Origin of the sequence: Ensifer sp. ENS06, from assembly GCF_014852205.1 — a bacterium.
GTDB lineage: Bacteria > Pseudomonadota > Alphaproteobacteria > Rhizobiales > Rhizobiaceae > Ensifer > Ensifer adhaerens.
The window spans coordinates 1,054,422-1,066,955 of the sequence record NZ_JACVBC010000001.1 but is presented as its reverse complement, the minus strand read 5'-3'; the positions used below and the strand labels follow the sequence as shown (position 1 = coordinate 1,066,955).

Genomic DNA, 12,534 nt, shown 5'->3' with positions numbered 1-12,534 from the left:
CATTGATCCCGGAGACGTATCTTGTCCGTATTCAGCAACCTCCCCAAAGCTCCCGTCGCCGCAAAGAAGCCGGTCAGCGACACGCGCCACGGCATTACCCGCACCGACGACTATGCCTGGCTGCGCGCGGACAATTGGCAGGCGATGTTCAAGGATCCCTCGATCCTCGATCCTGATATCCGCAAGCATCTGGAGGCCGAAAACGCCTACATGAACGCGGCGATGGATGACACCAAGGCTCTTCAGAAGACGCTGTTTGCCGAGATGCGCGGCCGGATCAAGGAGGACGACAGCTCGATCCCGGTCAAGGACGGTCCCTTCGCCTACGGCCATGCCTATGTCACCGGCGGCGAGCAGCCGCGTTACTTCCGCATTCCCCGTGATGGCGACCACAAGGACGAGGCGATCCGGCAATTGCTGCTCGACGGCGACAAGGAAGCCGAAGGCAAGGCCTATTTCCGCCTTGGCGGGCTCGACCATTCGACCGACCATAGCCTCGGCATCTGGGGCTATGACGACAAGGGTTCGGAGTATTTCACGCTTCGGGTGCGCGACCTCGCAACGGGCGAAGACCTGGCAGACGTGATCGAGAACACCGGCGGCGGCGGCGCCTGGGCGCCCGATGGCAAGAGCTTCTTCTACACAGTGCTCGACGACAACCACCGCCCGTCGAAGATCTTCCACCATATCCTCGGCACCGCCCAGACCGACGACCGGCTGGTCTTCGAGGAGACGGATCCCGGCTTCTTCATGTCGGTCGGCGGCTCGCTGCTCGACGATTTCATCTACATCGACATCCACGATCACGAGACGAGCGAATACCGACTGCTCTCGACAAAGGATCTGACGGCTGAGCCGAAGCTCGTCGCCGAGCGCGTCACCGGGCTCGAATACGCGATGACCGAAGGCGGCGACGTCTTCTACATCCTCACCAATGCCGACGGCGCCAAGGACTTCAAGATCGTCGAAGCGCCGGTCACGGCACCGGGCAAGGAGAATTGGCGCGAGGTGGTGCCGCATAAGCCCGGCACACTGATCCTCAGCCACATGGCCTATGCCCGCCACCTCGTCTGGCTGCAGCGCCGCGAAGGCCTGCCGGAGATCGTCATCCGCGACCGCAAGACCGGCGAAGAGCACGCGATCGCCTTTGCCGAAGAGGCCTATTCGCTCGGCCTTTCCGGTGCTGCCGAATACGACACCGACGTCATCCGCTTCTCCTACTCGTCGATGACCACGCCGTCGCAGCTCTTCGACTACGACATGGCGACGCGCGCGCGCACGCTCTTGAAAACCCAGGAAGTGCCTTCGGGCCACAACCCGGACGACTATGTCACCCGCCGCGTCTTCGCGCCGTCCTGGGATGGCACCGAAGTGCCGGTGACGCTGCTTTACCGCAAGGACACGCCGCTCGACGGTTCGGCGCCCTGCCTGCTCTATGGCTATGGCGCCTATGGCATCACCATTCCAGCCGGCTTCAACACCAATTGCCTGTCGCTGGCCGATCGCGGCTTCGTCTATGCCATCGCCCATATCCGCGGCGGCAAGGATCGCGGCTTTGCCTGGTACGAAGACGGCAAGATGGCCAAGAAGACCAATACCTTCAAGGATTTCATAGCGGCCGCTGACTATCTGAATCAACAGAAGTTCACGTCCTACGCGAAGATCGTCGCAGAAGGCGGCTCCGCCGGCGGCATGCTCATGGGCGCGATCGCCAATATGGCGCCGGAGAAGTTCACCGGCGTTATCGCGGCCGTACCCTTCGTCGACGTGCTCAACACCATGCTCGACGACACCCTGCCCCTGACCCCGCCGGAATGGCCGGAATGGGGCAACCCGATCGAGAGCCGCGAGTTCTACGACATCATCGCCGGCTACTCGCCCTACGACAATGTCGAGGCGAAGTCCTATCCCGCGATCCTGGCACTCGGCGGTCTCACCGATCCGCGCGTCACCTATTGGGAGCCGGCGAAGTGGGTCGCGCGGCTGCGCGAGAAGACGACGGGCAGCGCGCCGATCCTGTTGAAGACGAACATGGACGCCGGCCATGGCGGCGCTTCGGGTCGCTTCCAGCGGCTCGAGGAGATCGCCTTCGAATACGCCTTTGCCATCAAGGTCGCCGGCAAGATGTAAACGGATCGGGATGAGGAAACCTGTTTGCGTTTTTCTCATCCCATTGCCACCTGATGTGAAAGGTCCCGCCATGCCCGTCCACGTCGCCCTGCTGCGAGCCGTCAATGTCGGTGGTACGGGATCGCTTCCAATGGCCGACCTCAAGGCGATCTGCGAGGGGCTCGGCTTTGCCGACGTCAAGACCTACATCCAGAGCGGCAACGTGCTGTTCCGCTCCGATCTGCCGGCGGCAGACGCGGCGGCAATGCTGGACAGCGCACTTCAGGAAAAGCTCGGTAAGGCGCCAGGCGTGATGATCAGGACCGGCGCGCAATTGCAGGCGATCGCCGATCAGGCCCCCTTCCCGGACGCCAAGCCCAATCTGCTGCTTGTCGTTTTCCTGCGCGAGCCGGCACCATCAGACGCGCTCGACAAACTCGTGGCACCCGATGGCGAAGAAGCCCAGGTTGCCGGAGCTGAGATCTATATCCACTTCCCGAACGGCTCCGGCCGTTCGAAGTTCAAGCTGCCGGCCGCCAAGCCAGGCACCGCGCGCAACCTCAACACGGTGCGCAAGCTTGCTGCCTTGGCGCTTGAGATGGAAGGTTGACGCACCGCAAGGCGCCATTCCGGACGGAAAACCGCGCCACACTTTTCCTGGAATTGCTCAGGCTGCCGGCTGGAACAGCAGCCGGACGAAGGATCGGAGCACGAGCAGCTGCTGCGGCAGGCTTTCAGGCTGCTTCAGCGCCTTCGACAGGATGATGCCGCCTTCAAGCACGGTCGAAACCATATCGGCCAGCTGGTCGACGTCGAGCGGCTCGCGTGGCCGGTAGACTTGCATGATCGCCTCGAACATCGTGCCGAAACGCCGACGCCACATCAGCGCCGCCTGCCGGTTGATCTCCTGGATCTCGCGATCGAAAGCACGCTCCTGCGTGCACATCACCGCGACCAGGCAGCCGGGATGGCCGTTCGGCAGGTCAGCGAGAATTTCCGACAGCATCTTCAGTCCCAGAAGAAAAGCCTGCAGCGGGTCGTCTGACAATTGATGGGCGCGGCCGAAGATCTCGTCGTAGATGCGCTCGTCGTTCTCGATGTAGCGCTCGAGCAGAGCCCGCGCGAGTTCGTTCTTGTCGCGGAAATGGTAGAAGAATCCGCTCTTGGTGATGCCGGTCTCGGCGATCAGCTCGTCGATCGAAGTCGCGCCGAAACCCTTTGCAAGCACCGCCGCCTCGGCGACGTCGAGGATTCTGGCGCGCGTTTCCTCACCCTTTCGCATTAGCTGCTCCCTACCATTGGTACGGTTTCCAGCAATTACTCGGTGGCCAGCTCCTAGCGCAGCGGCGGCTGCAAGCCAGTAAGTCACTGATTTTTCGACAATAATTTAGTATATTAGCAATAGTATACCGCAAGTCGTCTAGTTTAGAAGATGATCATAAGGCAGAAATTTACTTGGTTCTGCGGTGTTGGAGGCATCCGCGGGCCCTTCAGCCAAGACTGAACCGGTGGAGACCGATATGGCCAAATACAGACGCAGCCTGCCGCTCTTGAAGGGTGGACTGTTCCTGAGTGACGGTGGCATCGAAACGACGCTGATCTTTCATGAGGGCATCTCCCTCCCGCATTTTGCCGCCTTCGTGCTCATTTCGACGGCGGACGGGCGCCGGCGCTTGCTCGACTACTACAAGCGATATCTCGCAATTGCACAGCAGCACGGCACCGGCTTCGTGCTCGACACACCCACCTGGCGCGCCAGCGCCGATTGGGGCGTGAAGCTCGGCTATGACGCCGCGGCCCTGGCCGAGGTCAACCAGAACGCCATCTACATGCTGGCGGAACTGCGCGCCGAGTACGAACGTCCGCAAGCGCCGATCGTGCTTAGCGGCGCCATCGGGCCGCGCGGCGACGGCTATCGCCTGGGCCGCATGAGCGCGGATGAGGCCGAGGATTATCACGGACCACAGATCTCCGCCTTTGCCGCCAGTGACGCCGATATCGTCGGCGCCTATACGCTGACCAGCATCGACGAGGCGACCGGCATTGCCCGGGCCGCCCAGAGCCATGGCATGCCCTGCTCGATTGCCTTCACGGTGGAAACCGACGGCCGGCTCCCAGACGGCCGAACCCTTCAGGCCGCGATCGAGACCGTTGATGCGGCGACCGGCGGCTATCCGCACTACTACATGATCAACTGTGCCCACCCCGATCATTTCGAGACCATCCTCGATACAGGGAGCGCCTGGGCGCAGCGCATTGCCGGTATCCGAGCCAACGCTTCCAGGATGAGCCATGCCGAGCTCGACAACAGCGAAATCCTGGATGCCGGGGATCCCCTCGACCTCGGCCAGCGTTATCGAACACTGACGACGCATTTGCCACGATTGCGCATTCTTGGCGGTTGCTGCGGCACCGACCATCGCCACATCGCGGCAATCTGCGAGGCCTGCCTTCCACCGACGGCGCTTAGCGCCTGAGGCGCGGGGCCTCGCCCTCCCGGCCCTCTCGCAAGCAATTGCGGGAGGGCGCCTTCTCGTCGCCACCCTCGCGAAAGCCACAGTGTTTGTGTAGACTTGAACGGAAAGGACGGCAGCCGGACATCCCGGCAAAGGCCGTTGACCGCCCTGTCATGAATTACGCTCCCGCCTCGCCGACCGGAAATGCCGAAGCCTTTGCCTTCGACAACAGCTACGCGCGCCTGCCGCAGCAGTTCTTCGCGCGCGTCGCGCCCACTCCGGTGGCGGAGCCCTGGCTGATCAAGCTCAACAAGCCATTGGCCGAGGAGCTCGGTCTCGACGTGGCGACGCTCGAACGCGAGGGCGCCGAGATCTTTTCGGGCAACCGCCTTCCCGCCGGTGCCGATCCGCTTGCCATGGCTTATGCCGGCCACCAGTTCGGCACCTTCGTGCCGCAACTCGGTGATGGCCGGGCGATCCTCCTTGGCGAGGTGATCGACCGCAACGGGAAGCGGCGCGACATCCAGCTCAAAGGACCGGGCCAGACTCCCTTCTCACGGCGCGGCGACGGGCGCGCGGCACTCGGTCCAGTCTTGCGCGAGTACATCGTCAGCGAGGCGATGTACGCGCTCGGCATTCCGACGACACGGGCGCTTGCCGCCGTCGTCACCGGGCAACCGGTCTATCGCGAACAGATCCTGCCGGGCGCCATCGTCACGCGGGTCGCGGCAAGCCATATGCGCGTCGGCACGTTCCAATTTTTCGCGGCGCGCGGCGATATGGAGTCGGTGAAGGTGCTTGCCGACTACGCGATCGATCGCCACTACCCTGAGGTCAGGGACGCTGAACGGCCCTATCTTGCCTTCTACAAGGCGGTTACCGCGCGCCAGGCGGAGCTGATCGCGCGCTGGCTGCACGTCGGCTTCATTCATGGCGTGATGAACACCGACAACATGACGATCTCGGGCGAGACAATCGACTTCGGCCCTTGCGCCTTCCTCGATGCCTATGATCCCAAGAAGGTGTTTTCCTCGATCGATCAGATCGGTCGTTATGCCTATGCGAGCCAGCCGGCGATCGGGCAATGGAACCTGGCGCGTCTGGCAGAAACCCTGGTGCCGCTCTTCGACGACAACCAGGATACGGCAGTGGAACTGGCCAATGATGCGCTCGGCGAGTACGGCGCGATCTTCCAGCGCCACTGGCTGGATGGCATGCGGCGCAAGATCGGATTGGCCATGAGCGAAAAGGGAGATCTCGACCTGTTGCAGGCGCTGCTGACGGCCATGCATCAGGGGGAAGCGGATTTCACCCTCACCTTCCGGCGGCTGTGCGACAGCGCCCGCGACCCGGCCGCCGATGCGGTGCTCGCCTCGACCTTTGCCTCTACCGGGGCAATCGGGCAGTGGCTGCAAGAGTGGCGTCAGCGTCTCAGCCGCGAGAAGGCGACGCCGGATGAACGCGCGACCGCGATGAGGGCGGTCAACCCGGCCTTTATTCCGCGTAACCACCGGATCGAAGAGGCGATCGCGGCCGCGACCGAGGATGCGGACTTCTCGCTCTTTGAGGCCCTGGTCGAAGTTACCGCCAACCCCTATACCGACCAGCCGCAGTTTGCCCGCTACCAGGCTCCGCCGAGCCCGGGAGAGGAAGTCCAGCGCACCTTCTGCGGCACATAGCCGTCTCGGGAATGCGGCATTCCGGTGCGACGTATTTCCGCGACCTTGCGCTTCTGCTGCCAGGCCGATTCATCAAATCGTTCTATGCCGCTGTTTTTACACGGTGACGGGCAACTGGCCGCCCTCAGCCAACGCGCCGCCAGCGGCGCTTGAACGCACCGGTCGTCCACGTTCGGTCGCCTTGACCGCAACTTTATTGCGGGCCTGCGAATATTTCCGCGTTGCGGAATGTGGCTATTGAAAGGCAGAGACGGCGCGTTAGGTGCTAACAGGACAGGCGCTCTGCGCCTTCCCTGACCGGGCGGCCGCGACAGGCTTGCGACCGCCGCTTCGAAGCCACCTGTCTCACGCGGTCCCGGCGACGGACCGCCGCAATGGAAAGAACCGTGCCACTGCACCGTTCTTCGATGCGGGAGTTCCCATCATGCTCGTTCTGACGGCCATCGTCTTTGCAATTATCGGCCTCGCGCTTGGCGGCGGCGGCGCCAAGCTGCTGATGCTTGGCGGCAGCCCCTATTACCTCGCAATAGGCATCGGCTTCCTGCTGACGGCGGTGCTGCTGTTCATGCGGAAATCGGCGGCGATCTGGCTCTATGCGTTCATGATCCTGGGCTCGCTCGGCTGGGCGGTATCTGAGGTCGGTTTCGACTGGTGGCAGCTTGGCCCGCGTGGCGGCGTCATCGTCCTTCTGGGGCTCTGGCTGATGTTGCCGGCCGTGCGCCGGCCGCTCGGCTTCGAAAGCCCGACGGGCGAGCGTTATGCCGTGAGTGGCTGGCCGCTGGCATTTGCGGTGCTGGTATCGGTTGGTGTCGCGGGCTACGCAATCATGCAGGACCCGCACGACATACGCGGCGATCTGCCGAGCGATGTCGTCGCTGAAAATCCACCGCTCGGCGGCTCGGTACCGCCAGACGAATGGCACCAGTACGGGCGCACCGCCTTCGGCCAGCGCTACTCGCCGCTCGATCAGATCACGCCTGAGAATGTCGGGGGGCTGAGGGTTGCCTGGCAATATCAGACCGGCGACATCAAGAGGCCCGACGACGTGGGCGAGACGACCTATCAGGTGACGCCGCTCAAGATCAAAGACACGCTCTATGCCTGCACACCGCACAACTGGGCGATCGCGCTCGATGCGGCAACCGGCGAAGAGAAATGGAAATATGACAGCAACTCGGGCATGAACCCGGACCGCCAGCACCAGACCTGCCGCGGCGTTACCTATTGGGCCGACCCGGCTGCAGCCCCGGGCAGCCCCTGCGCCGAACGGGTGTACCTTCCGACCTCCGACGCGCGGTTGATCGCGCTCGATGCGGCGACGGGGTCCGTCTGCACCAGCTTTGCCGACAATGGCGTCCTGCATCTCGAAACGGGCATGAAATACAACCCGGCCGGTTACTATTATTCGACGTCGCCGCCGGTTGCTGTCGCCGGCAAGCTGATCATCGGCGGTGCGGTCAACGACAACTATTCCACCCAGGAACAGTCCGGCGTCGTCCGCGCGTTCGACATCAACACCGGTGCGCTGATCTGGAACTGGGACAGCGGCAACCCTGATGTGACGGCACCGCTCCCAGAAGGCCAGACCTACACCACCAACTCGCCGAACAGCTGGTCGGTCTTCAGCTATGACGAGGGTCTCGGCCTCGTCTACATCCCCATGGGCAACCAGGTGCCCGACCAGCTCGGCATGGGCCGCAGCGAGCACGTCGAGAAATATTCCTCCTCGATCGTCGCGCTCGACATCAATTCGGGCGCGGTGCGCTGGGTTCGCCAGACCGTACATCACGACCTCTGGGACATGGACGTGCCGGCGCAGCCGGCGCTGCTTGACATCACCAAGGAGGACGGCACCGTCGTGCCAGCTTTGGTCGGACCGACGAAACAGGGCGACATCTACGTGCTCGACCGCAGGAGCGGCGAACCGATCATCCCGGTCGAGGAGGTGCAGGCGCCGGGTGGCGCGATCCCCGAGGACTTCACCGCCCCGACCCAGCCGGTCTCCGGCCTCACCTTCATGCCTGCACCGCTACAGGAAAAGGACATGTGGGGCGTCACGCTGTTCGACCAGCTTGCCTGCCGCATCGCGTTCCGCTCGCTGAAATATGAGGGACGCTACACGCCGCCGTCGATCGAGGGCACGCTCGTCTATCCCGGCAACTTCGGCACCTTCAACTGGGGTTCCGTCGCGATCGATCCGGAGCGGCAGGTGATGTTCGGCATGCCGACCTATCTCGCCTTCACCTCGCGGCTCGTGCCCCGCGACCAGGTGCCGCCGAAGGGCCAGGACGAGAAGGGGTCGGAGCAAGGGCTCAATCGCAACGATGGAGCGCCCTATGGCGTCTTCATGGGCCCCTTCCTTGGACCGCTCGGCATTCCCTGCCAGGCGCCGCCGTGGGGTTACGTCGCTGGAGCCGATCTCAGGACCGGCAAGATCGCCTACAAGCACAAGAACGGCACAGTCGAGGACATGACGCCGTTGCCGCTGCCGTTCAAGGTCGGCGTGCCGGGCATCGGCGGGCCGATGATCACCAAGGGGGGCGTCGCCTTCCTGGGTGCCGCTGTCGACGATTATCTGCGCGCCTATGACCTCACGACCGGACGCCAGCTCTGGGAGGCGCGCCTTCCCGCCGGCGGCCAGTCGACGCCGATGAGCTATGCGGTCGGCGACAAGCAATATGTGCTGATCGTTGCCGGCGGCCACGGCTCGGTCGGCACCAGGCCCGGTGACTACATCATCGCCTACACTCTGCCTTGACGCGCGCGAAGCATCCCTAATTCTCGCTAGAAGGTTGCAAAAGTAAGCTCCGCGCAAGCCCGCGACAGCAGCTTCCCCCGGACGACAGATTCCGGGGGATTCCCATGAAGATCGACAACAGCATCTCAAGCTACTACTTCTCCCAGCGCCGCCAGCAGGCGGGCACTATCGCGCCGATCGAGGAGAGCGGCGGTGATGCGCGCCCGCGCCAGGCCCCGACGATCGCGCCGCCTTCGACCTCGAACGCCCTTTCCAACGCGCTGTGGATGACGGCGGCGCGCGACGGCGAGAGCACGGCTTCGATTTCCGCCAAAGAAGGCCCTGCGGCCTCGGACGGTTCGGTCAGCGACGAGTTTCTGAAGGAAGCGAAGAAGAGCCTGGTTGAGAAAATCCGCGAACAGGTCCTCAAGGCGATGGGCCTGACCGAAGCGGATCTCAAGGAGATGCCCCCCGAGCGGCGGCAGGCCGCCGAGGAAGAGATCCGCAAGGCTGTCGAGCGCGCGATGGGTGTCGAGCAGCAGCGCGACGTGGCGACCGCCGATCTCGCCAACGGCGGCGACGACATCCCCTGAGAGGGCGGTTTGCGCCGATCGGCTTGTCTCGGTCGGACAATCGATGATATCCAGCGATCCTCCAAAGAGGACCGAGATCCATGCGCCTGATCCGTTAGCGACGTTCGCCGGCAGAAAACGACCGACGCCACAGCCGCCCTTCGGCGGTTTTTGGCATGGCTTTTTTTCGGCCGCCTGAACGTCCTGACACGAACATGACCGTTCACCGGCCATCGCTAGGATCATCCTCATGACCACCAAAGACGGATTTGTTTCCGAAGCCGGCAGCCTTGGCGCCGGCCCCTTCGACCTCGGCTATAGGATCGAAGGCAGTGGCACGCCGCTGCTCGTCATCGGCAGCGCCGCCTACTACCCCCGCACCTTCTCCCAAGCGCTTCGCGAGAGGTTGCGGCTGATCTTCATCGACCACCGCGGCTTCGCACCGGCGCGGACCAACTATGCCGCTGGCGACATCGGCTTCGAGTCGGTGCTCGATGATATCGAGCGAATGCGGGCGCATCTGGGGCTCGAACGCTTCGCCATTCTCGGACACTCCGACCATGGCTATATGGCCCTCGAATATGCCAAGCGGCACCCGGAGCGCGTCAGCCACGCGATCATGGTCGGCACCGGTCCGAGCCATTCGGCTCGTCATATGGCGCTCGCCGACCGGATCTGGGAAGAAACAGTGTCGCCGGCCCGAAAAGCGATCTTCGCACGGGAGATGGCCAAGCTTGGCGACGACATCACGGCGCGGCCTGAGGAACGTTTCAAAGCCCTGCTGATCCGGCTCGGCGCGAAGAGCTGGCATCAGCCGGACTTCGACGCAACGCCTCTTTGGCGAGATGTCACTGTCAACAACGCGGTATTCGACCATCTCTGGGGCGAGGTCTTTCGCGATATCGATATCCGCAAGGGTTTGAACAGGCTGGCAGCGCCGGTGCTGCTTGCGCTCGGCCGCTCGGACTATCTCGTCGCCCCGGCCTTCAGCTGGGACGAGTACCGGGCGGACTTCACGGACCTGACGGTGCGGCTCTTCGAACAGAGCGGGCATACGCCGCAGTTGGAAGAAAGCAATCTCTTCGACGAAGCCCTGCTCTCGTTCCTCGAAAACGACCGCGGCTAGGACAAGCCGCCCTCGCAGCGTCCAGCGTTCGGAGGGGCCGAGACCGGCCCCTCCCCTTCCCAACCATTGACACTTGGCCGCGCCCAACTATCTATTGCTCCAGAAGCTATAGGTTTGAGGCGAACATGTATTCCATCGGCGATCTCTCCCGGCGCACCGGCGTCAAAATCCCGACGATCCGCTACTACGAGCAGATGGGACTGATCGCAGCGCCCGAGCGCTCCGAAGGCAATCAGCGGCGGTACGAGAAAGGCGAACTTGAGCGACTGGCCTTTATCCGCCATGCGCGCGACCTCGGCTTGTCGATCGATTCGATCAAGGATCTGCTCGCCCTCAGCCAGCATCCGGAGCGACCTTGCGGCGAAGCCGACCGCATCGCCAGCGAGCACCTGGCAACGGTGCGCGAGAAGATCGCGCGATTGAGGAAGCTGGAGCAGGAACTGGAACGCATCGTCGCCTGCGACGGCAATCACACCGTCGGCGACTGCTACGTGATCCGGGCGCTCGCCGACCATTCCATGTGCGAGAGCGAGCACTGAGGCGGCAGCTTAATTAGTCGCCTTGAAAAATCCCCGTTGACAAAATCACGAAAACAAACAATCTAGCGCCCATGATCAAGAACGCACCCATTTGCCGCGTGTATTTTTGGCTGTTCCGATAGGAGCGGCCTGCTGATCATATTCAACAAGGCCGCCATCAGGCGGCTTTTGTTTTTCCGGCTCCTGATGGCGAGAAAACCCGAGGAGCCCAGACATGCTACAGACCGCCATCCCCACCCTTCATGCGACACCGGCGACGCGCCCGCCGATGGTGACGATCCGTTGCGCCAAGCAGCGCGACCTGCCGGAACTGCGCGACATGATCACCGAACTTTCGGCCCATCACGGCGACGCCGCCCCGATCACGCCCGAACAGCTGGAGCGTGACCTTTTCGGCCGTACGCCGTGGATTACGGCGCTCGTCGCCGAGGCCGGCAACCGGCTGATCGGCTACGCGATCCTCGTGCCGATCTACCGGGCCGCCGAAGGCGCACGCGGCATGGAGCTGCATCACCTCTTCGTTCGCCCGGAAAGCCGCGGCACCGGCATTGGCCGCCACCTGGTCGCCAAGGCGCGTGAGCAGGCGAAGATGGCCGGCTGCGACTTCCTTTCGGTCAGCGCCGCCACGGGCAACTTCCAGGCACACCATTTCTACGAATCCGAACGCTTCGTCCCTCGCCCGGTGACCGGCATGCGCTATATGCAGAAGCTTGGCTGAGGAGCTGCCGATGCGTCTTGCAATCGTCCTGTGCGAAGGCTTCGCCGATTGGGAATGTGCGCTGTTGATGGCGGCGGCGCGCACCCATCTCGGCGTCGATATCGAGGTTGCCACCGTCGACGGCGCGCGTGTCACCTCGATGGGCGGCCTCGACGTCTCGGCGCATCTCTCCGTCGATGCCCTCGACCCGGCCGGCTTCGACGGACTGGTGATCTGCGGCGGCGCAATCTGGGACACGAACGAGGCGCCCGATCTCTCCTCGACGATCCGTGCCTTCGATCGCAACAAGCGTGTGGTCGCAGCCATTTGCGGCGGCGTCCATGCCCTTGCGACATGCGGCCTTCTCGACCGTGTCGACCACACCGGCAACAGCGCCGAAAGCCTTGCGGCGCTGACCGGCTATCATGGTGCTTCGCACTATCGCGATCAGCCGCAGGCGATGCGCAGCGGCCACGTCGTCACCGCCGCCGGCACCGCGCCGATCAGCTTTTCCGGCGAGATCCTGCATGGCCTCGGTCTCGGCTCACCGGAGCTCGACGGATTTCTTGCACTCTACGGGCGGGAGCATCGGCCCGACGACAGCGGCAGCATCGGGTAA

11 protein-coding genes are annotated in these 12,534 nt (G+C 63.5%); 10 read left to right on the top strand and 1 reads right to left on the bottom strand.

What is annotated here, in order from left to right; genetic code table 11:
- Positions 1-21: 21 nt before the first annotated feature.
- Positions 22-2,130, top strand: a complete 2,109-nt coding sequence (locus IB279_RS05270) for a S9 family peptidase (RefSeq protein ID WP_034789294.1) — start codon at positions 22-24, stop codon at positions 2,128-2,130.
- Between the two features lie 70 nt (positions 2,131-2,200).
- The gene (locus tag IB279_RS05265) at positions 2,201-2,719 is read left to right on the top strand and encodes a DUF1697 domain-containing protein (protein WP_060516230.1); all 519 of its coding nucleotides are present in this window, start codon (positions 2,201-2,203) and stop codon (positions 2,717-2,719) included.
- A gap of 57 nt (positions 2,720-2,776) precedes the next feature.
- Here the strand turns inward: IB279_RS05265 and IB279_RS05260 are convergent, their stop codons facing one another.
- Complete coding sequence (locus tag IB279_RS05260) at positions 2,777-3,391, bottom strand: TetR/AcrR family transcriptional regulator (protein WP_034789290.1); 615 nt, start codon at positions 3,389-3,391, stop codon at positions 2,777-2,779.
- A 238-nt stretch (positions 3,392-3,629) separates the two neighbouring features.
- Here IB279_RS05260 and IB279_RS05255 point away from each other — a divergent pair, with 238 nt between their 5' ends.
- The 8 genes from IB279_RS05255 (at position 3,630) to IB279_RS05220 (ending at position 12,534) form a co-directional block, all read left to right on the top strand.
- Complete coding sequence (locus tag IB279_RS05255) at positions 3,630-4,586, top strand: homocysteine S-methyltransferase family protein (protein ID WP_162741108.1); 957 nt, start codon at positions 3,630-3,632, stop codon at positions 4,584-4,586.
- 152 nt (positions 4,587-4,738) lie between these two features.
- Entirely contained in the window at positions 4,739-6,244 is a 1,506-nt protein-coding gene (locus IB279_RS05250; protein WP_113187081.1) for a YdiU family protein, read from the top strand.
- Between the two features lie 424 nt (positions 6,245-6,668).
- Entirely contained in the window at positions 6,669-9,002 is a 2,334-nt protein-coding gene (locus tag IB279_RS05245; protein ID WP_210338589.1) for a glucose/quinate/shikimate family membrane-bound PQQ-dependent dehydrogenase, read from the top strand.
- 104 nt (positions 9,003-9,106) lie between these two features.
- Positions 9,107-9,574 (top strand): hypothetical protein, encoded by a 468-nt coding sequence (locus tag IB279_RS05240; protein WP_113187080.1) that lies wholly within the window; start codon positions 9,107-9,109, stop codon positions 9,572-9,574.
- 229 nt (positions 9,575-9,803) lie between these two features.
- Positions 9,804-10,679, top strand: a complete 876-nt coding sequence (locus tag IB279_RS05235) for an alpha/beta fold hydrolase (protein WP_113187079.1) — start codon at positions 9,804-9,806, stop codon at positions 10,677-10,679.
- Between the two features lie 125 nt (positions 10,680-10,804).
- Complete coding sequence (locus IB279_RS05230) at positions 10,805-11,218, top strand: helix-turn-helix domain-containing protein (RefSeq protein ID WP_034789279.1); 414 nt, start codon at positions 10,805-10,807, stop codon at positions 11,216-11,218.
- A gap of 214 nt (positions 11,219-11,432) precedes the next feature.
- Positions 11,433-11,936 carry a GNAT family N-acetyltransferase gene (locus IB279_RS05225; protein WP_060584276.1) on the top strand — a complete coding sequence of 168 codons (504 nt, stop codon included), beginning with the start codon at positions 11,433-11,435 and terminating at the stop codon, positions 11,934-11,936.
- Between the two features lie 10 nt (positions 11,937-11,946).
- A complete protein-coding gene (locus IB279_RS05220) occupies positions 11,947-12,534 on the top strand; it encodes a DJ-1/PfpI family protein (RefSeq protein WP_034789277.1) in 588 nt (195 codons plus the stop codon).

Excerpts from the sequence above, each read along its gene's own strand:
- IB279_RS05265 (WP_060516230.1), top strand. The coding sequence starts at position 2,201 with ATGCCCGTCCACGTCGCCCTGCTGCGAGCCGTCAATGTCGGTGGTACG.
- IB279_RS05260 (WP_034789290.1), bottom strand. The coding sequence starts at position 3,391 with ATGCGAAAGGGTGAGGAAACGCGCGCCAGAATCCTCGACGTCGCCGAG.
- IB279_RS05255 (WP_162741108.1), top strand. The coding sequence starts at position 3,630 with ATGGCCAAATACAGACGCAGCCTGCCGCTCTTGAAGGGTGGACTGTTC.
- IB279_RS05250 (WP_113187081.1), top strand. The coding sequence starts at position 4,739 with ATGAATTACGCTCCCGCCTCGCCGACCGGAAATGCCGAAGCCTTTGCC.
- IB279_RS05245 (WP_210338589.1), top strand. The coding sequence starts at position 6,669 with ATGCTCGTTCTGACGGCCATCGTCTTTGCAATTATCGGCCTCGCGCTT.
- IB279_RS05240 (WP_113187080.1), top strand. The coding sequence starts at position 9,107 with ATGAAGATCGACAACAGCATCTCAAGCTACTACTTCTCCCAGCGCCGC.
- IB279_RS05235 (WP_113187079.1), top strand. The coding sequence starts at position 9,804 with ATGACCACCAAAGACGGATTTGTTTCCGAAGCCGGCAGCCTTGGCGCC.
- IB279_RS05230 (WP_034789279.1), top strand. The coding sequence starts at position 10,805 with ATGTATTCCATCGGCGATCTCTCCCGGCGCACCGGCGTCAAAATCCCG.
- IB279_RS05225 (WP_060584276.1), top strand. The coding sequence starts at position 11,433 with ATGCTACAGACCGCCATCCCCACCCTTCATGCGACACCGGCGACGCGC.
- IB279_RS05220 (WP_034789277.1), top strand. The coding sequence starts at position 11,947 with ATGCGTCTTGCAATCGTCCTGTGCGAAGGCTTCGCCGATTGGGAATGT.